Genomic DNA, 21,109 nt, shown 5'->3' on the forward strand with positions numbered 1-21,109 from the left:
CACCAACCTATCAAAGTGATATCACTTTTTCCAGGTCGGGTTCCTCGGCGTCCGGGATCGCCTTCGGGACGTTGCGGAGCGTGACGAGCGCGAACACCGCGACCAGGGCGGCGCACCCGGCGCTGCACACGAGCGCGGCGTGCATGCCGTCCATGAACGCCTCCCGCGCGGCCGCGACGACCTGGGCGGCGAGCGCGTCCGGAAGCCCGGCCGCGGTCTGCCAGGCCGCGCCGAGCGAGTCGGCGGCCGCGGACGCGGCGGGCGCGGGCACGCCCGCCGGAAGGTCCAGCACGTTCCGGTACACCGCGTTCAGGACGCTGCCGAGGACCGCCATGCCGAGCGCGCCGCCCAGCTCGGTCGCGGTCTCCGAGATCGCCGACGCCGCCCCGGACCGCTCCTTCGGGACGGACGCGAGCACGGTGTCGCCGGTGACCGTGAGCCCCATGCCCATCCCGATCCCGGCCAGCAGCATCGCGGGGACCATCGCCCAGTACGAGGTGTCCAGCCCGATCGTCAGGTACATCGTGTAACCGGCGGCGGCGATCAGCATCCCGGCCGTGACGACGCGGGCCCGCCCGAGCACGGCGATCAGCGGCGGGGCCAGCAGCACGCCGCCGAGCACCGCGCCGGCCGCGCCGGGCAGCCCGGCCAGGCCCGCCTTCAGCGGCGACCAGCCGAGCGCCAGCTGGAAGAACAGCGAGAAGATCAGCGACTGCGCGACCAGGGCGAACATCGCGAACATGTTGGTGACGACCGAGCCGGTGAACGCGGCGCGGCGGAACAGCCGGACGTCGATCAGCGGCTCGTCCAGCCGGGTCTGCCGGATCAGGAACGCCGCCAGCGCCAGCACGCCCGCCGCCGCCGACACGTAGATCCGCTGCTGGTCCAGGCCGTGCGCCGCCGCCTCCTTGACCGCGTACACGACGCCGAGGACGCCCGCGACCGACAGCGGCACGCTGGGCAGGTCGATCCGTCCGGGCACCGGGTTGCGCGACTCCGGCAGCACCAGCGCGCCCGCGACCAGCGCCGCCGCCATGATCGGCACGTTGATCAGGAAGACCGAGCCCCACCAGAAGTGGTCGAGCAGCGCGCCGCCGAGGACGGGCCCGAGCCCGACCGCGAGCCCGGCGACGCCCATGAACGCGCCGACCGCCATCGTCCGCTCCTTCGGCTCGGCGAAGGCGCGGCGGATCAGCGACAGGCACGACGGCATCAGCGTCGCGCCCGCGACGCCCAGCACGGCGCGGGCCGCGATCAGCAGCTCCGCGGTCGGCGCGTACGCGGTCACGGCGGACGCGGCGGCGAACAGCGCGGTGCCGATCAGCAGCAGCCTCTTGTGCCCGATGCGGTCGCCGACGCCGCCCATGGTGATCAGCAGTCCGGCGAGCGCGAACCCGTAGGCGTCCGCGATCCACAGGATCTGCGTGGACGAGGGGTGCAGGTCGGCGCTGAGATGCGGGACGGCCTGGTTGAGCGCCGTGAGGTCGATGTTCGGGACGAGCGCGACCAGGAGGCAGATCGCGAGCGTGCCCCATTTGCGGGCCGAGGTGTTCATGCCCGCGAGATTCGCGGCGGGCGCTGACCGTCCCCGCACCGTCCGCTGACCGCGCGGGCCCGGCACCCGCCCGCGCTGTCAGCGGGCGGTGAGCAGGGCGCGCGCCTTCTCCCGCGACAGGGCGGCGCCTCCCGCGAACGCCGCCTCGTACGCGGCGTCGCCGATCAGCTCGCGGGCCCCGGCCGAGACGCGCGCCGTGTCCGGGTCCCCGGCGACCTGGACGCCCTGGAGCGCGGCCGCCGCCCCGAGCAGCGCCGCCGCGCGGCCGCCGTCGCCCTCCGCGACCGCCACGCCCGCCAGCCCGGCGCCCGCGAGCGACTGGTACATGAAGATCGGATGGTCGATCGACTTGTCGAGCGCCTCCAGGAACAGCTCCCGCCCCCGCGCGGGGTCGCCCTCGGCCAGCGCCAGCCAGCCCAGCCCGACCAGCGCCGAGCCCCGGACGGCGGCGGCGATGAACCGCTCGGAGGTGTAGCCGGTCAGCGCGGTCTCGTACAGCCGCTGCGCCCCGGCGAGGTCCCCGCGCAGCCGCGCCACCTCGCCGAGCCCCTGGTATCCGCCGGCGATCTTGTCGGGGGTGCCGGCCCGGTGGGCCATCCCGACGCCGCGCTCGAACTCGGCCCGCGCCGCGTCCAGGTCGCCGCCGAGGATGTGCACGAAGCCGCGCTGGTAGAGCAGGTCGGCCGTGTCCTCCAGCGCGCCGAGCTGCGCCATGAGCTCCAGCGCCTCGTTCAGCAGCGCGAGCGCGCGGCGCCGGTCGCCGCGCCGCCCGGCCGCCTGGGCGAGCGGGTCCAGCGAGTTGGCCGTGCCCCAGCGGTCGCCGCACTCCCGGAACCCGCGCAGGGCCTCCGCGCCCGCCAGCTCCATCTCCGCGACGTCGCCCTGGGCCTGGGAGAGGAACACGTCGCTCATCCGCAGCAGCGCCCGCGACCACGGGTCGTCCCCGACCTGCATGGCGAAGACCTCGTAGTCGGTGCGGTCGGGGCCCGCCGTCAGGGCCCACAGGACGATCGCCACCGGATAGGCCAGCGGGCGCTGGATGCGGCGCAGGAGCGCGTCGGCCCGGTCGAGCCACGCCACCGCGTGCTCGCCCGTGACGCCGCCCGCCACCGCCGTGGTGACGCACAGGACGTACTCCTCGTCGAGGCCGTCCGGCACGTCGTCGCCGATCGCCTCCAGCAGCTCCGACGCCAGCGGCGCGCCCTCGACGCGGCCGCGCAGCCACCAGTACCACGACAGCGACGCCGTCAGCCTCAGCGCGAGCGCCCGGTCCAGCCGGACGGACCGCCGCAGCGCCGCGTGCAGGTTCCCGTGGTCGGCGGCGAGGACCGCGAGCCATTCGAGCTGCTCGAAGCCCCGCAGATGGGGATCGGCGCGCTGGGCGAGCGCGAGGAAGTACGCCGCGTGCGCCCGCTCGAACCGCTCCGCCTCGCCCGCCTCGGCGAGCCGCTCCGCGCAGAACGCGCGGACGGTGTCGAGCATCCGGTACCGGGCGCCGTCGCTCTGCACCAGCGACTTGTCGGCCAGCTCGGCGACCAGCTCGTCCGCGTCGTCCAGATCGCAGACGCCCACCGCCGCCTCCAGCGTGAACCCGCCCGCGAACACCGTCAGCCGCCGCGCGAGCGTCTGCTCCGCCTCGTCCAGCAGGTCCCAGCTCCACTCGACGACGGCGCGCAGCGTCCGGTGCCTCGGCGGGGCGCTCCGGTCGCCGCGCGACAGCAGCCGGAACCGGTCGTCCAGCCGCGTCGCGACCTCGCCGACGGGCAGCGACCGCAGCCGCGCCGCCGCCAGCTCGATCGCCAGCGGAAGCCCGTCGAGCGCCCGGCAGATGCCCACGACGGACGCGACGTTGCCGTCGTCCACCTCGAAATCCGGGCGCACGGCCGCGGCCCGGTCGAGGAACAGCCGGACCGCCGGATAGGCCGCCGCCTCGCCCGCGCCCGCCCCCTCGGGCGGCGGCTCCAGCGGCGGCAGCGGCCGCAGCGCCTCGCCCGTGATGCCGAGCGCCTCCCGGCTGGTCGCGAGGATCCGCAGGTCGGGGCAGGCGGTCAGCAGCCGGTGCGCCAGGTTCGCCACCGGGACGACGACATGCTCGCAGTTGTCGAGGACGAGCAGCATGCGCCGCCCGTCCAGGGCCGTGACCAGCCGTTCCAGCGCGTCCGGGTGCTCGCCGGGGACGGGCCGCATCCCGCCCTCGCGCAGCCCGAGCGCACCGAGCAGCGCCTTCACCACCTCGTCGCGGCCGGCGGGCGCGAGGTCGACGAAGCAGACGTCGCCGCCCTCCCGTCCCGCCGCCTCGACCGCCAGCCGCGTCTTGCCCGCGCCGCCGGGGCCGAGCAGGGTGACGAGCCGTCCGTCCGTGAGCATCTTGCCGACCCGGCGCAGCTCCTCCTCGCGTCCGACGAAGCTGGTGAGCTGCGCCGGAAGGTTCGCCCGGACGGCCTCGGCCCCGCCCATCTCGCCGCGCATCTCCCCGCGCAGGATCGCCAGGTGCACGTCGGCGAGCTCCCGCGACGGGTCGGCGCCCAGCTCCTCGGCCAGGACCCGCCGCCCGTCCTCGAACACCGCGAGCGCCTCCGCCTGCCGCCCGCTGCCGTGCAGCGCCCGCATCAGCAGCGCCCGCGCCCGCTCCCGCAGCGGCTGCGCGTCCACCAGGCCGCGCAGCTCCGCGACCACCGTCCCGGCGTCGCCGGCGGCGAGCCGGGCCGCCGCGAGATCCTCGACGACCGCCGCCCGCTCCTCCTCCAGCCGCGCCGCCTGCGCCTCCGCGAACGGGGCGCCCACGTCGGCCAGCGCGGGGCCGCGCCAGAGCCCGAGCGCCTCCTCGAAGGCCGCGGCCGCCGCGCGGTGCCGCCCGTCCGCCATCGCCCGGCGCCCGTCCCGCGCCAGCCGCTCGAACCGGTGGACGTCGACGTCATCGGCCGCGACCGCGATCCGGTACCCGGCCGGGAGGTTCTCGACCAGGCCCGCGTCGCCCAGCCCGCGCCGGAGCCGCGACACCTGCGACTGCAGCGCGTTGGCGGCCCCGCTCGGCGGCTCCTGCCCGTACAGGCCGTCGATGAGCCGCCCGGACGGGACGACCCGGCCCGCGTCCAGCAGCAGCATCGCCAGCAGAGCCCGCACCGCGGGCCCGCCCACCGGCACGGCAGCCCCGCCGGAACGGGCCTCCACCGGGCCCAACACGCCGAACCGCATGCCCCGATTCTCCCGCATCGCGACCCGCCCGCCGGACGGGCCGGAGGCGGACGGAAAGCGGGGGTTGGTGGGGCCCGGCGGCGATGTCATCCTGATCGTGGGCTTCGAGACGGGCGGTCCGCATGATCTCAGACGGCGTCTCCCGGGCCGGCGCGGACCGGACCGGGGTGCTGCCGAAACTGCTGGACCTCCTGGACGCCGAGATCCCCGCCGCCGTGGAGCTGCGGCGCCGCCTGCACGCCGTCCCCGAGCTGGGCGCCCAGGAACACGCCACGATCGCGCAGGTCGAGACCGGCCTCCCGGTCCCGGGGACGCCCTTCGCCGGCACCGGCCGCCTCGTCTCCGTCGGCCCCGCCGGACGGGACGCCGTGTGGGTGCGCGCCGAACTCGACGGCCTCGCCATGGAGGAACTGACCGGCTCGCCGCACGCCGCCTCCAACGGGCACATGCACGCCTGCGGCCACGACGTGCACCTCGCCGCCCTGACCGCGCTCGTCCGCGCCGCGCACCGCGTCCGGGACGCCCTCCCGGCCCGCCTGGTCGCGGTGTTCCAGCCGAGCGAGGAGCGGTCCCCGTCGGGCGCGCGGGCGCTGGTCGGCGATCCGGGCCTCGGCGCGGGCGTGCGGGCCGCGGTCGCCGCGCACGTCCACCCCGACCTGCCCTGGGACGGCCTCGGGATCGAGCCCGGCGCCGTCAACGCCGCGGCCGCGGCGGCGCACATCGTCATCGAGGGGTCGGGCGGGCACGCCGCCTACCCGCACCTGGCCGCCGATCCCGTGCTGCCGCTGGCGCACCTGGTGGTCGCCCTGCACGGGCTCGTCGGACGCCGCGTCGACCCGGTGCGGGGCGCGACGCTGACGGTCGGGAGCGTCCGGGCGGGATCGGCGGAGAACGTCATCCCCAGAAGGGCCGAGGCGATGGTCACGATCCGCGCCCTCGACGAGTCCGACCAGGACCGGCTCTGCCGCGCCGTGACCGGGATGGCCGAGCACATCGCCGCCGCCCACGGCTGCACGGCGACGCTGGACTTCCCCAAGAGCGAGCCCGCCCTGGTCAACGACGAGCGGCTCGCCCGCACGGCCCGCGCGCTCGCGGAGCGGGCGGGCTTCGGGATCGCGCCGCCGTGGAAGTCGTGCGGCGGCGACGACTTCGCGCACTACCGGGCCGTGTGCCCGGCGCTCATGATCTTCGTGGGCCTGCGGGGCGCGCCGGGCTTCGAGCCCGTCCCGCTGCACCGCCCGACCTTCCTGCCGCCGGACGACGCCGTCCGCGCCGTCGCACGAGCCCTGGCCGTCGGCTACGCGGCGGCCGCGACCGGTTAGGTCGCGGGCGCGCGGGCGGCTGAGCCGCGGGCGCGGTCGGCTAGGTCGCGGGCGCCGCCGCGTCCTGAGCGGGGCGCCGGAACACCAGCACCTTGAACAGCGGCACCGTCCCGATCGAGTGCGCGCCCACCGCGACGAGCCCGCGGCCCTCGGCGGACTCCTTCAGCTCCGCGAAGCTGAACGCGTCGCACATGTCCGGGTTGCCGGTGATGAAGCCGTCGGCGTACTCCTCCGACAGCCCGCTCGCGACCATCGAGTCGCGCCAGAGCCCGACCGCCCCGGCGGCGTCGACGCCCGTCTCCTCGTCCACCCCGAACGCGTCGGAGAAGACCAGGCTGCCGCCCGGACGCAGCCGCTTCACGCACTCGGCGAAGAACGAGTCGGCGCTCGCCCGCCCCGCGCCGTGGTCGAGCATGAAGTGCGCCACCAGCGACCCGAAGATCACGTCGTACTGCAAGTCGTCGCGCAGCCCCTGCCAGGCGATCTGCCGGAGCAGGTAGACGCGGGCGTTGACGTCGTCGCCCAGGTACTCGCGCGCCAGGTCGTGCATCTGCTCGGCCCGGTCGACGGCGTAGTAGTGCCCGACCGGCGGCAGGTCGCCGAGCGCCTCCGACGGCGCCCGCAGGTGCTTGATCCACGGCAGGATGCGGGCGGTCAGGCTGCCGGTGCCGTGCCCGAGTTCCAGCAGGTTCACCGGCTTGCCGGTGCCCTGGCGGATGTGCAGCACCTCCCGCGCGACCGCCGCCGCGCACTCGGAGATCATCTCGTTGTAGGACGGGATCCAGCAGCGGGCGTGCTGGTCGTACCGGTCGAAGTAGACGGGCGGGCGGCGCTCGGTCTGCTGCGTCCAGGACGCGTCCCAGTGGCCGATCCGGTGCTTGGTGAGCCAGGCCCGCTTGAGGCTGACGAAGTCGTCGGTGGGCCCGAACTCGACCGCGCCCTCCAGCACCGCGTTGTAGAACACCTTCGCGTTCTCGCAGCGGTGCTCGTCGTGCTCCATCACGAACAGCTGGTGGCCGGTGGAGTTGCGGCTGCGGCGGTACCCGCCGAAGGTCGCGTCGTCCTCGACGAGCAGCAGGTTCAGGCCGATCGACTCGCTGCTGAACGGATGCCTGGCGCGCCGGTCGATGTCGTCCTTGGTCGTCACGAAGATCTTGTAGTCCTTGTAGCGCTGCAGCTCCTTGCGCCAGGTGTCGATGTAGCGCGACAGCTCCGCCTCGCCCTCGAAGAACAGGCGCCAGTCGATGAGGAAGATCCGCTCGCCGACCGGCGTGCTCAGGTCGGGCTTGTTCGACTTCCAGAACGGCTCGACGTCCTCGGTCAGGTCCGCGATCGCCTTGACCCGGATGTCCTTGTTCTTCTGCAGGGCGTTGAACATGCGCACGTAGTACTCGGAGTGCGCGGTGATGACGGACTGCCCGCCCTCCCGCACCGCCCCGGACAGCGCCCGGACGAGCCCGTCCATCAGGTAGAGGTGGGCGTGGTCGCCGGAGTGGGCGTCGAGGATCTGCTGGACGCCGCGCTGGAACTCGCCGCGGGCGCGGCGCAGCTCCCGGTGCCCCGGGCTGAGGACGCCGCTCTGCAGGCCGTCCAGCAGGCGGCGCAGGTCGGCCTCGAACCGCTTGAAGTTCGGCTCCCAGCTCGCGTCGCTCGGGTACCGCAGGTACTTCGGGGCGCCGAAGTCCTCCGGCAGGTCGCCCGAGTCCTCCTGCTTCAGCACGATCACCGGGATGTCGGCGCAGCGCGCGAAGCCGACCTCGAACGCCAGGTTGGGACGTCCGGACGTGCCCTCCAGGATCATCAGGTCGCAGGCCTGGATCTGCTCCTCGATCTCCTGCCCGATGTTGCGGATGTGCTGCTGCTCGCTCCAGTCGTAGACGGCGCAGTCGCGCTCGCCGAGCTGCCGCTTGACGATGTCGAGGGCCTTGCGCAGGGCCTCGTCCTCTTGAACCTCCTGGGACCAGGCCAGGAACACTCGTGTGCGGTCCAACGTCTGTGCCCTCCGGGGTCGGCGTCCACGGCGCGTCTCAGGACACAGCATCACCGGCGGGGCGGCGTTCTTCTATGGCGTACGCCTCGTTCACCGGCCTGTATCGGCCGGGTTCAGGGGCCGATGTCAGCCGGGCGATCGGGCGTGATGCCGAGCGAGCCGAGCAGTGGCCAGAGCGAGGACATCGCGGCGTCCGGGTCGCGGTGGAAGACGCTGCCGCGGACGCGCCAGAACCGCCAGCCGAGCCGCTCCAGGACGGCCTGGCGGCGCAGATCGCCCTCCCACTGGTCGGGCCCGTGGAACTTGTCGCCGTCGCACTCGATCGCGAGCTTGTGGCCGCCGCCGCGCACGACCAGGTCGATGCGCAGGTTCCCCACGGGATGCTGCGGCGTGACGAGATAGCCGCGCCCCAGCAGCAGGCGCAGGACGCGGCGCTCGAACTCCGAGTCGCAGCGGGCCTCCAGATCGCGGGCGAGGTCCGCGGAGCGCTGCCCGTCCGCGGCGTACCGGATGAGCCGGGCCCGCTGGTCCTCGGGGTGCAGCCGGTGCGGCTGGACGCTGTGGAACACCCACATCTGGTCGCGGGCGCGGCTGGCGGCGACGTTGATCCGCTGCTCGTACCGCCGGGCGGTGAACGGCGCGCCCTCCCCGTCCGAGACGACGCTGATGAAGACCACGTCGCGCTCGTCGCCCTGGAAGCCGTAGGAGTCGCCGCAGCGCAGCAGTCGGCGCTCGTACTCCTCCGGGCCGAGCTTGCCCAGCAGCCGCTCGTCGATGAGCTGCGCCTGGCGCGACGTCCCGAGCAGGGAGATGACGCCCATCGTCCGGCCGTCGTAGGCGGGGTCGGCGCAGCACTGGACGACCTGGTCGACGACCGCGTCCGCCTCCGCCTCGTTGACGTTCCCGATCGCCAGGTCGCGGCGGACGCCGTCCGGAACGTGCACGGCCCGGACGGCGGGCCCCGGCAGCCGGACGGCGGACTCCTCCCGCAGCGGCTGGATCTCCCCGCCGTAGTAGTGCTGCGACGAGAACTCGATGATGCGCGGCAGGCGGCGGAAGTGCTCCCGCAGCCGCACCACGCCCGGGAACAGCCGCGCGGACGCGTCGTACAGGCTCGACTCCATGTCCAGCAGCATCGCGTTGGGGAAACTCGGCAGGTGGGTGCGGATGAGCTCGTCCACGCGGTCGCGGCGGACGCCCACGGCGGACGGGCTGATCTGCTTGTCGTCGCCCACCACCACGACCTTGTGCCCGAGGCCGAGCAGCCCGATGGCGAACACGTCGCACTGGCTGCTCTCGTCCACGATGACGACGTCGAACGGGGGAGCGGCGGCGGGGTCGAACGACTCCGCCACCCGGTAGTACGGCATGATCCACACCGGGACCGCGCCCATCGCCTCCGGCATCAGCCGCCGCGCCTCCGCGCGCCACTTGTTCGCGTTGACGCCCGTGCCCTTGCCGATCTTGCGGAGGGTCTGCAGCCAGCCCACCAGCGCCTGCCGCTGCGTGTGCCCGAGGCCCCGCTTCATCGCGAGCCACGCGGACCGCCGCGTCAGCTCCAGGGTGAGGCGGCGCTGCTCGTCCCGGACCTCGTCCAGGCGCCGCTGCACCTGGCCGAGGTCGTCGGCGTCGATGATCGCGCGGAGCCAGGTCTCGGCCTGCCGCCACCGCCACAGCGAACCGAGCCGCGACGGGTCGCCGCAGCCGTCGCCGCCGGTCTCCAGGATGCGCCGCGCCCACTGCGGCGCGACGACCGCCAGCCGTCCGTGCAACTCGTTGAGCCGCGCCACCTGCGGACGCAACGCGGTCAGCCGTGACGCGGTCGCGATCGCGGCGTCCCAGGAGTCGGCGTCGTGGCGTTCCAGGGCGTTCACCAGGTCGGTCCAGAGAGGACTGGCGCCGTCCCGCGCGCGAGCCTCCCCTAGGAAAGCGGCCAGGGCGTCGAAATCCGCATGTACCTGCCGCTGCCGGACCCTCGCCTGCAACCCGCCGAGCACGGTGGCGAACCGGTGCAGATCGTCCGGGACGGGACGCGCCGGAACCGCGTCGTCCGCGATCACCCGCGACAGCCGCGAACGCAGCCGCGGCCACTGATCGGTCTCCCAGGCCAGCGCGGCATGGATCTTCTGCGTCTCCGCGTCGATCCAGACCTCCACCGCCCCTTCACCCGGCGGGACGGGCGCGCCGAGCGCCGCGACCAGCTCCTCGTACCACAGCCGGACGGCCGTCTCGCGCCGCCTGCGCAGCTCCGCGAACGCGGCGATCTTGTCGATGTCGGCGGCGCTCCGCGGCGGCTCGCCGTCCAGCCGCGTCGTCTTCAGGAACTGGGCGAGCCCGCGCTGCACCAGCGGCGACACCCGCTTGCCCTGGGCGAACCGCGCCCGCGCCTGCTCCAGCAGCGCGAGCGTCTCCCGGTAGGGCGCGGCCGACAGCTCGATCAGCGACCCGGCGATCGTGGCGCGCAGCCGCCCGCACTCCGCGGTGTCCTCGGACAGCCGCCGCGCGTGCCCGGTCCACAGCTCCCGCCACCGCGGATTCTGGACGACCTGTTCCCGCAGCCGCGCCACCCACGGCTCCTGCAGCGCGGCGAGCGTCCGGGCGGCGTGCCCGCACTCCTCGGCCAGCGCCGCGAGCTCCTCCGGTCCGACCCCGTCGACACGGCCGAGGTCGGCGCCGTGCTCCTGGAGCCCGGCCAGGATCTCGCCGAGCCTGCGCAGCTCCTCCCACCGGGCGGTGAGGGCCGCGCCGGCGGGGAGCCGCCGGGCGGGCGGCAGGTCGAGCATCGCGGCGACCGCGTCCTGCCGCGCGATCCCGGCGGCGAGCGTGTAAAGCTCGGTGAGTTCGCGCACGTCCAGCGGGCATCCGGACGCGGTCGTGAGCGCGTCCGGGATTGTGGCGAACTCGTCCTCATGCTCGGCGAGCCATTCGGCGACCTCCGCCGCCGTCCGCCGGAACCCGCCGATCTCCAGGCTCTCCTGCTCGCGCGCCAGCGACTCGCGGAGCCGCTTGCGCAGCAGCGCCACGTCCCCCTGCACCTGGTCGAGCCTGTCCCGGAGCGCGGCGGTCGCCCGCTCCTCCCGCTCCTCGTCGACGCCGTCGGCCGCCGCCGTGATCGCCTGCACCGACCGCTGCAGCTCCGTGAGATCCGCCGAAGACGCCCCCAGCACCGCCAGCGAAAGATCCCGCAACTCCTCCGGGATCTTCTCCCGCAGGACGGCGAGCGCCTGATCCTTGTGCGCCGTGACCAGCACCCGCTTGCCGTGCGCGACCAGGTGCGAAACGAGATTGGCGATGGTGTGGCTCTTGCCGGTGCCAGGCGGACCCTGCACGGTCACACCACTATGCCGGGCGAGCTTCCGGGCGATCTGCTCCTGCTCGTCGTTCGCGGCGAGAGGCAGTAGCAGACGTTCGGCGACCGGCGCCCAATCCGCATCGCCGGCCGCGATGGCCCCCCGCGCCGCGTCCTCCCCGGCGGCGAGCGCCACCATCGGGGCGGGCAACCGCTCCCCCTCCGCGGCCTTGAGCTGCTCGAAGAACCGCAGGAACATGACCCTGCGCCTGCGGACGAACAACCGCCACGTCGCCGCGATGACCGGCGCCTTTTCGCTTTCCGGCAATCCGGGGCCGTCGACGAGCCGGTCGTCGAGCCCGAGTGGCGCGAGGATCCGCCGGTACAGCGGACGCGTCTCGTCCGCCGCCCAGGGGTCGACGGCCTTGTCTTTCACCTGCTCCACGACCGCGTTGAGCTGGTCGAGCCCGGCGACCCCGAGACCCTGCAGGCAGTCCAGCTCCAGCACGGGCAGCCCGTCGGGGACGATCGAGATCTCACCGGACCGCTCATCGAACGCGATCCGCGCCCGCGTGATCAGCAGCGGATGGCAAACACGGTGCCCGCCCTGCTTCCAGCCGAGAACACCGTGGCCCCACACCAATTCGTGGGTGGCCTCGTCCGTGCGCATCCGCTGCCGGAGCCGGAACAACGCCTCGTACAGCCGCCGCGCCGCAACAGCGTCCCGCGCGGCCTCCGCCCAAGGCGCCCATACACTCGCTCGCCACCGCTCGAACTCGGCGATCGCGTGATCGTCGCCTTCGGCGAGATCGTCCGGAGCTTCCGGCAGGACGTACGGATCGTCCCGCACGACCCCGCGGAACGGCTCGCGCAGCTCAAGGGGAAGCGCAGGCGGCAGCGGCTTCGGCACCTTCCCGACCCGCAACCACGCGTCCCCGGCCGCCGCCCCGACCCGTACCGCAGGGTGGGCCGGCAGCTCGTCCGGCGACGCGGCGACGTCACTCCCCGACATGCCGGACGGGCTTGGCGTAGACCTCCTGCGCGAGCGCGCTCAGATAGTCGTAGAGATGCCCGATCCGCTCCCGCGTCAGCGCGTCCCCGGCCACCGGCACCCCAACATTCCTCTCGTTTGGCCCCATAAGCCCACGAACCAGACCTAGATGGGACGCACAACACGCTCTCCCGGTTGCCGTTGCCTTGCCGCGCCGGACATCGTCGCGACGAATGGGGGACGAGACCGTAATGGCCGAGCCGATAAGCATCACTCTGAGTGCGGAACCGGCTGCGGCGGCGACCCTCGCGCCGGCCTATTCAGGACATCCGTGGATTCACCATTCACCTCCCGCTATGATCGTCCAGCTTTTTATCCCGGACATGCGGAGAGGCATCGTGAATATCGATTTCAGTGCCGACGCCACTTTCTCGTGGTACGTCGTCTTGTTGATGGTGTCCGGCGTCGCCATGCTCATCATGGCGGCCATCGGAGGCGGCCAGGGCATCGGCGCGAGGCTGCTCAATGCCGCCTTCGGCGTGGGCTTCCTCGGATACGCCGTCTATCTCAACTTCATCTTCGATGGTGGCGAATACGCCATGTTCTTCTATGCGTTCATCCTGCCGGTACTGATGCTCTTCCGCTTCGTAGGAGCCCTACTGAGGGGGTTCTCTCCGTATCCGCGCCCCGAGCTGGCCGCCCGGCATGCCGACATCGTTGGAGATCCGGGCGGGAACTCGTGAGGGCACTGTTGGAGGCTGGAAGCGACCGCGTTCGCGCGGCTCCTGTCCGACCTGACACAGCGCGTGTACGACACCTACAGCGCCGATTACGCCGATCACTTGCACGCGCTGGCCATTCCGGCCGACCTTCTGGCCCCGGGTGGACGGCCTTTGGTGCGGCCTCATCGTGTTGCCCCTTCACCTGCGCCCACGCCGACGTCCACCGCCGCAGCATGATCGTGGGCGGTCAATTCGGCGATCGTCGACTCCGTCCGCTACTCGCGGCTCGTCGCGCGGAACGGCCCTTATCGGCCGCCCTGCGCGCCCGCTGACCGGGCGGCCACGCAGCGCGGCCTCGGGTTAGGCGGGGGCTAGCGGAGGGGGCGGAAGAAGGCGCGGACGTCCTCGGTGAGCAGGTCGGGACGCTCCATGGCGGCGAAGTGGCCGCCCTCGTCGAAGTCGGACCAGTGGACGATGTTGTTGCCCTGCTCCGCATACCGGCGGATCGCGATGTCCTCGGCGAACGCGGCGACGCCGGTCGGGGTCGTCGGGGGCTCGGTGTTCCAGCCGCCGGACATGTGCATGTTCTCGTAGTACATGTTGGCCGCCGAGCCGAAGGTGTCGGTGAGCCAGTAGAACATCACGTCGGTGAGAATCCGGTCGCGGTCCATCGCGGTCTCCGGGAGATCGCGGGACGGGTGCGTCCACTCCTTGAACTTCTCGACGATCCAGGCGAGCTGGCCGGCGGGGGAGTCGGTGAGCCCGTACGCGAGGGTCTGCGGGCGGGTCGCCTGGATCTGGAAGTAGCCGCTGCCGTTCGCGGTCCAGTCCGCGAGCCGGTCCAGCCGGGCCCGCTCCCGGTCGTCGAGCGCGGCCCGTTCCTCGTCTGACACCTCGCCGTACGGGATGAAGCCGTAGGTGGCGGCGTTCACGTGCACGCCGACGACGTGCTCCGCGTCGATGCGGCCCAGCTCCGGCGCGACGAACGCGCCCATGTCGCCGCCCTGCGTTCCGTAGCGCTCGTAGCCCAGCCGGCTCATCAGCGTGGCGAACGCGCGGGCGACCCGGCTGGAATTCCAGCCCTCCTCGTGGGTCGGGCCGGAGAACCCGAAGCCCGGCATGGAAGGGATGGCGACGTGGAACGCGTCGGCGGGGTCGCCGCCATGCGCACCGGGGTCGGTGAGCGGGCCGATCATGTCGAGGAACTCGACGACCGAGCCGGGCCACCCGTGGCACAGCAGCAGCGGCAGCGCGTCCGGCTCGGGCGAGCGGACATGCAGGAAGTGGACGGTCTGCCCCTCGATCTCGGTGACGAACTGCGGGATCTCGTTGAGCGCCGCCTCATGGCCGCGCCAGTCGTAGGACGTGCGCCAGTACTCCACGAGGTCGCGCAGGTAGTCGACGGGGACACCGCGCTCCCACGCCCCGCCGGGCAGGGCCGCGCCCCACCGCGTGCGGGCGAGCCGGTCGCGGAGGTCCTGCAGGCGGACCTCGGGAACATCGATGCGGAACGGACGGATCTCACTGGAACCGGTCATGACGCCTCCATCGCGATACGGAACGGATCGTTCTGTTCTCAGAGTACCAGAACGGAATCATCTATTCCATCTGGAGGTCATCACAACGACGCGTAACCGGCCAGAGCGGGAACGCTGGCTGCCGGGCGGTATCAACGACGCCATGCGGCGGCCGGGCAGGCGGGTTCCTGCGCCCCGCGCCCGATATCCCCGTCCGGCCGGCCCGGATCATCGGAGGGCTGTCCGAATACGGTCAGGCTCACCGCACACGGGGAGTCCCATGGCCACCCGACTCCGTCCGACGTGCTACGACCTGGGATGATGTTTCGCTCCTGGGGTGGCGCCCGCGCCGGCCGACGGCGGCGAGCGGCCCGGGTGGCCCACGGTCACCACGCAGCGACGCTCGGGGAACCGTGCTCGTTCGTCTGCGCGCCCCTATCCTGGCTGTCCGGCCGGGGGGACCCTGGTCAGAGCCGTCCTGGGAAGGCGGGCGCCGATGAAGCCGCTCGAACCGTCCGATCCGCGGGAGATCGGCGGCATCGAGCTGCACGGCAAACTCGGCGAGGGCGGTATGGGCGTCGTCTACTTCGGCGTGACCTCCGACGCCGAGCAGGTCGCGGTCAAGGTGATCCGGGACGGCTTGGCGAGTCACGCCGGCATCCGGGAGCGCTTCGACCGCGAAGTGCTCGCGGTCGGGATGGTGCAGGGGCCGCGCGTCGCGGGTCTCGTGGCGGCCTCCGAGCCGGGCGCCGACAGTCCGTGGCTCGCGATGGAGTACGTGCGGGGCGAGACGCTCATGGAGTACCTGGAAGGGCATCCGCCGTTCAGCCCGGAGATGGGTGCGGCACTCGGCGTCCTTCTGGTGGAAGCGCTGACCGAGATACACGGTGCCGGAGTCCTGCACCGGGATCTCAAGCCCGCCAACATCGTGCTCGGCCCGGACGGCCCGAAGGTCATCGACTTCGGCCTCGTCGACCTGGCGGAGGCGGACGACGCCCTCACCGAGACGGGCATGCGGCTTGGCACGCCTGCCTTCATGCCGCCCGAGCAATTGGAGTCGGCGAAGGACCTGACACCAGCGGCGGATGTGTACTCGACTGGTGCCACGCTGCTCTACGCGCTGACCAAGCGCCACCCGTACGGGCCGTTGAAAGGAAACCCGCTGTACTCGGCAATCGCGAACCCCGACAAGAGGCCGGACGTGTCGGGCCTGCCCGCGCCGCTGGAACCGGTGATCGAGGCCATGCTGGCCCATGACCCGGCTGCCCGGCCGACTCCGGTGGAGGCGTCCGCCGAGTTCCGCGGGGTGCTCGCCGGCGCCGGTCTGACGCCGCGGGACGCCCGCATCCACTTCGCGACGCTCACTAACATCGAACGGCCGGACGACCCGCCGTCCGACATCGAGCCGCCCCGCCGTCCCGCCCGGCCGCGACATCGGGAGCGTTCGGCGCCCCGTCCGGTTGTGGCCTCCCTCGCGGACCGGCTGGCCCTCGCCTACGGTCCGGGCGCGAGACTCTGACCGGCACCGCCCGCTCACCCTCTTGGCCAGTGAACCACCGTAAGGAGCCCGCCGAGTGACCTCCCCCGCTGAGACCGCGACCCCGTACGCGCCGGGCGCGCGCATCGAGGTCCGCGACGCGGAGTGGATGGTGCGCACCTGCACCCCCACGCCCCGCGACGGCTACAAGGTCACCGCCGTGGGGGTCTCGGAGTTCGTGCGGGACGAGGACGCGGTCTTCTTCACCGAGATCGACGACGTCGTCCAGCTCCGCCCCGAGGACACCCAGCTCGTCGCCGACACGTCGTCCGCGTTCGCGCGCAGCCGCCTCTACCTGGAGTCGGTGCTGCGCCGCACGCCGCTGCCGCAGTCCGAGCGGGGCCTGGCGCTGGCCGACCGGTTCCTGCTCGACCCGCTCATCTACCAGCAGCGCCCGGCGGAACTGGCGCTCAAGGGCCTGCGCCCCCGAATCCTTCTCGCGGACGTCGTCGGCCTCGGCAAGACACTCGAAATCGGTCTGATCCTGGCGGAGCTGATCCGGAGGGGGCGCGGCGAACGCATCCTCGTCGTGACACCGCAGCAGGTCCTGGAGCAGTTCCAGCACGAGCTGTGGACGCGGTTCGCGATCCCGCTCGTCCGGCTCGACTCGGTCGGCATCGAGCGGATCCAGCGCGACATCCCCGCCGGACGCAACCCGTTCCTGTACTACAAGCGAGTCATCATCTCCGTCGACACCCTCAAGAACCAGGGACGGTACGGGCAGCACCTGGAGAACATGCACTGGGACGCCGTCGTCATCGACGAGTCCCACAACCTCATCAACGAGGGCAATCTCCGTAACAAGCTCGCCCGCCTCCTCGCCAAGCACACCGACGCGCTGCTGCTGGCGAGCGCGACCCCGCACAACGGCGACGCCACGTCGTTCGCCGAGCTGATCGGCCTGCTCGATCCGGCCGCCATCGCGAACCCGAAGGAATACTCGGCGTCCGACATCGACCACCTGTACATCCGCCGGACGAAGATCAGCGACGAGGTCCGCGACCAGATCGGCGGCCGGTGGCCCGACCGGGGCCCGTCCGTCTCGCTACGCGGCCCCGCCACTCCCAAGGAAGAGGCGATCTTCGCCGAGCTGGCCGAAGTCTGGCTGCCGGGCCCGGACCGTGCCACCGGTCCGGTGGTCGACGCCGACCGCCGCCTCTTTCCGTACACCCTCGCGAAGGCGTTCCTGTCGTCCCACATCGCGCTCGGCACAACGGTCGCCAAGCGTCTGAAGAACGCCACCGAGCCACGCGAGATCGAGGCCCTCAACCACCTGGCCTTCCTCGTCGAGCAGATGAACGACACAGACTCCGCCAAGCGCAAGGCCCTCGTGGACGAGCTGAAGCGCATCGGCGTGAAGGGCAAGGGCACGATGCGCGCCGTCGTGTTCTCCGAGAGCATCCCGACCCTGGAATGGCTCGCCCGGACCGTCCCCGCCGAACTCGGGCTCGCCGCCGACCAGGTGCAGACCATGCACGGCGGCTTCTCCGACCAGCGCCAGCAGGAGATCGTCGAGGCGTTTTCCCTGGCCGACAGCAAGGTCCGGCTGCTGTTCACCGGGGACGTGGCGTCCGAGGGCGTGAACCTGCACCGCCAGTGCCACCACCTGATCCACTACGACCTGCCGTGGAGCCTGATCCGGATCGAGCAGCGCAACGGCCGCATCGACCGGTACGGGCAGGAACATGAGCCGCAGTTCCGCGCGATCGTCCTGACCTCGCAGACCGAGGGCGCGCTGGACGACACCACCGTCGCCGAGAAACTGCTGAAGCGCGAGGAGGAGGCGCACCGCAGCATCGGGACGGCGGAGGCCGTCACCCGCGAGTTCACGGCGAAGAAGGAAGAGGACCGTCTCATCAAGGACCTCCTCAAAGGCAAATCGGTCGAGGAGTCCCTCGCGGAGGCGCCGCCCGTCGACTTCCTGGCGAACCTGTTCGGCGCCGTGGAGCAGGAGGAGGCACGAGCGGACGTCAGGCGCGCCAGCGTCCCGAGGCTGTTCGGGTCGACGGAGGAGTTCGTCCGCGAGGCGCTGCGCACCGTCTGCCTGGGCCTGCGCGTCGACGACGACGGCCGGCTGCTCGCGTTCGAGCCGCCCCGCGACCTCGTCCACCGCCTGTCCGCGCTTCCGGCGTCCTACCTGCGCACCCACAAGATCACCGAGCGGATGAAGGTCACCTTCGACCGCGACCTCGCGCAGCGCAAGCTGGACGAGGCCCGCCGCACCAAGACCATGTGGCCGGACATCGCCTACCTGTCCGACCTGCATCCCATGGTCGAGTGGCTGGTGGACAAGGTGCAGGTGCAGCTCGTCCGCCGGCAGGCGCCCGTCATCACCGCGAAGGTGGACGAGCCGACGTTCCTCGTCCAGGGCATCTACTCGAACGCGCTGGGGCAGCCCACGGTGGTCGACTGGATGGCGATCAGCGGCCTGCCCGGCGCGCCGGTCGTCCGCGACATGACCGAGGTCCTCACCGAGGCCGGCGTCGGCCCCAAGATGATCAACACCAGCCGGACACCCGATGTCGGACGGCTCACGCCGCTCATCGAGCCCGCGATCCAGGCCGCCCGCCGCCACTTGGACGAGCAGCGCGACCGCCATGACGACGAGGTGGCGCGCCCGCTCCGCGAGTACGACGGACAGCTCGAACTGTGGGAGCGCGAAGCCTTGAAGAGCCTGGACGGGACGTCGCACGGCGCGAAGAAGCGGGGACAAGTGAACGACACCGTCGCCGACCAGAAGCGGTTGCTCCGAAGCCTGGAGACAACGGGCGAGCCGCTGCTGCGCATTCTCGCCGTGCTTGAGGGGGACTCGTGACCTACGACTCGATCGTCAACCGCGGCGACTACTTCTCGGCCCACTACCTGGCCGAGGTCCTCCCCAAGGACCTGAAAAAGAAGGACGGAATACTCGCCCGCTGGACGGAGGCTGAAAAGGACGGGCAACCGACCCCCCGCACCGGCTTGCGCGCGCTTAAACGCAGCTACTTCAAGGACCGTCCCATCTTCGCGGACGCCCTGGAGACCGTCCGCGAGGGCAATGATCTCCCGAAGATCGACGAATGGAAGAAGGCCCTACACGAGCTGCACGGCGACATTCTCCGCGCCGTCGGATTCAAGGCCGAGCCACGCGTCCTGACAGTCGAGCGTTCGGACAAGCGATACGAGATCGCCGTCGCGCACGCCGAACCCGCCGACCGTCCCAGCGTCATCGCGATCGAATGCGGATGGGCCCCGGACGTCGACGCCGCCCTCGACATAACCGAGGCCGGACGGCTCCTCACCCCCGTCGAACTCGACCACCCCCACATGCTCCGCACCGGCGACAAGCTCGCGTCCTGGCTGTTCGCCGCCGACGAGCCGCCCCGCTACGTGCTGATCCTCGCCGGCGGCGTGGTGATCCTCGCCGACCGGATGACCTGGGGCGAGGGACGGTACCTCGCCGTCAGCCTGGACGTCGCGCTCGGCCGCAGCACCGCCGCGACCAGCGAGATCGAGACGATCGCCGCCCTCTTCAGCGCCGACGCCCTCCTGCCGCCCGAGGAAGGCGGGGCCGAACCCCTCGCCGAACTGCTCTCCGGCTCCCGCCAGCACGCCGTCGGCGTGTCCAAGGAATTGCGTGAAGGTCTCCGCGAATCCGTCGAGATCATCGCCAACGAAGTCCTCGACCGGATGCGGGAACAAGGAATCCGCCCCGAAGAGGTCATGGAACCGGCGGCCTTCGCCAAGGAACTCGGCCGCGAGTCCCTCCGCTACCTCTACCGGATTCTCTTCCTCCTGTACGCCGAGGCCCGCCCGGAACTCGGCATCCTCCCCACCGACGACGAGGCGTACGTCCGCGGCTACAGCATGGCCCGCCTCGGCGACCTGATCGTCCGCGACCTGATCTCGGAGGAGTCGCGCCGCAGCGTCCACCTGTACGAGTCGCTCGACCTGCTGTTCAGGATGGTCAACGAAGGCCGCAACCCGCGCCGCGCGGGCCTCACCCTCGGCTCCGACGGTGAAGGACTCCGCTTCGAACCCCTCAAGTCGGACCTGTTCGACCCCGCCCGCACCCGCCTCATCGGCAAGGCCGCCATCGACCTGGACGAGGACGACCCCGACACACACCCCATCGACACCCGCCTCCGCAACGAGGCTCTGTATAAAGTGCTGCGCCTCCTCATGCTCGCCAAGGGCAAGCGCAAGGAACGCGGCGGCTTCATCTCGTACGCGCAACTCGGCATCAACCAGCTCGGCGCGGTCTACGAGGGCCTGATGTCGTACACGGGATTCATCGCGAAGGAGGAACTGTACGAGGTCGCCAAGAACGGCGACCCCAAGGACGGCTCCTGGATGATCCCCGCCTCCAAGGTCGACGACTACGAGGACGCCGTCTTCGTCCGCCGCGTGGACGAGAACGGAATCAAAACCGAAGACCGCGTCCGCTACAAGCCCGGCGCATTCGTTTACCGGCTCGCCGGCCGCGACCGCCAGACCAGCGCCTCGTACTACACCCCCGAGTCGCTGACCCAGGTCACGGTCCAACTGGCCTCCGCGAACGCCTCGACCAGGACGGGACGACCACCAAGGCCCGCGAGATCCTCGACTGGACGATCTGCGAACCCGCCCTCGGCTCCGGCGCCTTCCTCAACGAGGCGATTAATCAGGTCGCCGCCGAATACCTGAAACGACGGCAGGCCGAAAAGAACCAGAGCCTGGAACCTGACCGCTACACGGAAGAGCTGCAAAAGGTCAAGGCGTACATCGCCCTGCACAACTCCTACGGAGTGGACCTCAACGAAACGGCCGTCGAACTGGCCGAGGTCTCCCTCTGGCTGAACGTCATGCACCAGGGCCTGCAAGCCCCATGGTTCGGCCTGCACCTGCGCCGGGGCAACTCCCTCATCGGCGCCGGACGCCGCCTGTACGAGGCGCACCACCTCAAAAAGAAGGCATGGCTCACCACCGCCCCAAACGACCACCCCTTCCGCGAAGGCCCCATCCCCGAAGGC

At 71.9% G+C, this 21,109-nt stretch carries 11 protein-coding genes and 1 pseudogene; 7 read left to right on the forward strand and 5 right to left on the reverse strand.

The genetic code is table 11. From position 1 onward, the window contains the following. Nucleotides 1-10: 10 nt before the first annotated feature. Complete coding sequence (locus tag E1287_RS11235) at nucleotides 11-1,555, reverse strand: MFS transporter (RefSeq protein ID WP_131964811.1); 1,545 nt, start codon at nucleotides 1,553-1,555, stop codon at nucleotides 11-13. A gap of 78 nt (nucleotides 1,556-1,633) precedes the next feature. Beyond that, nucleotides 1,634-4,750, reverse strand: a complete 3,117-nt coding sequence (locus E1287_RS11240) for a BTAD domain-containing putative transcriptional regulator (RefSeq protein WP_207934139.1) — start codon at nucleotides 4,748-4,750, stop codon at nucleotides 1,634-1,636. A gap of 122 nt (nucleotides 4,751-4,872) precedes the next feature. Between E1287_RS11240 and E1287_RS11245 the strand changes: the two genes are divergently transcribed. Then, a complete protein-coding gene (locus E1287_RS11245; protein WP_131964812.1) occupies nucleotides 4,873-6,072 on the forward strand; it encodes a M20 family metallopeptidase in 1,200 nt (399 codons plus the stop codon). 40 nt (nucleotides 6,073-6,112) lie between these two features. On the opposite strand, the gene E1287_RS11250 is transcribed toward E1287_RS11245, so the two are convergent. Both E1287_RS11250 and E1287_RS11255 read right to left on the reverse strand, forming a co-directional pair. Continuing rightward, nucleotides 6,113-8,062 carry a class I SAM-dependent methyltransferase gene (locus E1287_RS11250; RefSeq protein WP_131964813.1) on the reverse strand — a complete coding sequence of 650 codons (1,950 nt, stop codon included), beginning with the start codon at nucleotides 8,060-8,062 and terminating at the stop codon, nucleotides 6,113-6,115. A gap of 113 nt (nucleotides 8,063-8,175) precedes the next feature. Next, entirely contained in the window at nucleotides 8,176-12,363 is a 4,188-nt protein-coding gene (locus E1287_RS11255) for an AAA domain-containing protein (protein WP_131964814.1), read from the reverse strand. Nucleotides 12,364-12,575: 212 nt separating this feature from the next. Between E1287_RS11255 and E1287_RS11260 the strand changes: the two genes are divergently transcribed. Further along, entirely contained in the window at nucleotides 12,576-13,085 is a 510-nt protein-coding gene (locus tag E1287_RS11260) for a hypothetical protein (protein ID WP_131964815.1), read from the forward strand. A 350-nt stretch (nucleotides 13,086-13,435) separates the two neighbouring features. Here E1287_RS11260 and E1287_RS11265 read toward each other — a convergent pair whose 3' ends face one another. Then, complete coding sequence (locus E1287_RS11265; protein WP_131964816.1) at nucleotides 13,436-14,602, reverse strand: epoxide hydrolase family protein; 1,167 nt, start codon at nucleotides 14,600-14,602, stop codon at nucleotides 13,436-13,438. A 475-nt stretch (nucleotides 14,603-15,077) separates the two neighbouring features. Between E1287_RS11265 and E1287_RS11270 the strand changes: the two genes are divergently transcribed. The 5 genes and pseudogenes from E1287_RS11270 to E1287_RS45550 form a co-directional block, all read left to right on the forward strand. Continuing rightward, on the forward strand, nucleotides 15,078-16,100 hold the full coding sequence (locus tag E1287_RS11270) for a serine/threonine-protein kinase (protein ID WP_131964817.1): 1,023 nt from the start codon (nucleotides 15,078-15,080) through the stop codon (nucleotides 16,098-16,100). Nucleotides 16,101-16,155: 55 nt separating this feature from the next. After that, nucleotides 16,156-18,933 (forward strand): DEAD/DEAH box helicase, encoded by a 2,778-nt coding sequence (locus E1287_RS11275; protein ID WP_243718861.1) that lies wholly within the window; start codon nucleotides 16,156-16,158, stop codon nucleotides 18,931-18,933. Next, entirely contained in the window at nucleotides 18,930-20,783 is a 1,854-nt protein-coding gene (locus E1287_RS11280; protein ID WP_243718863.1) for a hypothetical protein, read from the forward strand. Before E1287_RS11275 ends, E1287_RS11280 begins: the two co-directional genes overlap by 4 nt. Continuing rightward, a pseudogene (locus E1287_RS46600) lies at nucleotides 20,711-20,878 on the forward strand (hypothetical protein); the annotation flags it as partial. The gene E1287_RS11280 and the pseudogene E1287_RS46600, both read left to right, overlap by 73 nt. 6 nt (nucleotides 20,879-20,884) lie before the next feature. After that, nucleotides 20,885-21,109 (forward strand): hypothetical protein (locus E1287_RS45550; protein WP_243718865.1); only part of this gene is annotated, 225 nt, incomplete at its 3' end.

The organism is Actinomadura sp. KC06 (assembly GCF_004348735.1).
GTDB lineage: Bacteria > Actinomycetota > Actinomycetes > Streptosporangiales > Streptosporangiaceae > Spirillospora.

Coding starts and splice junctions, on each gene's coding strand:
- E1287_RS11270 (WP_131964817.1), top strand. CDS start 15,078: ATGAAGCCGCTCGAACCGTCCGATCCGCGGGAGATCGGCGGCATCGAG.
- E1287_RS11260 (WP_131964815.1), top strand. CDS start 12,576: ATGGGGGACGAGACCGTAATGGCCGAGCCGATAAGCATCACTCTGAGT.
- E1287_RS11265 (WP_131964816.1), bottom strand. CDS start 14,602: ATGACCGGTTCCAGTGAGATCCGTCCGTTCCGCATCGATGTTCCCGAG.
- E1287_RS11240 (WP_207934139.1), bottom strand. CDS start 4,750: ATGCGGTTCGGCGTGTTGGGCCCGGTGGAGGCCCGTTCCGGCGGGGCT.
- E1287_RS11245 (WP_131964812.1), top strand. CDS start 4,873: ATGATCTCAGACGGCGTCTCCCGGGCCGGCGCGGACCGGACCGGGGTG.
- E1287_RS11255 (WP_131964814.1), bottom strand. CDS start 12,363: ATGTCGGGGAGTGACGTCGCCGCGTCGCCGGACGAGCTGCCGGCCCAC.
- E1287_RS11235 (WP_131964811.1), bottom strand. CDS start 1,555: ATGAACACCTCGGCCCGCAAATGGGGCACGCTCGCGATCTGCCTCCTG.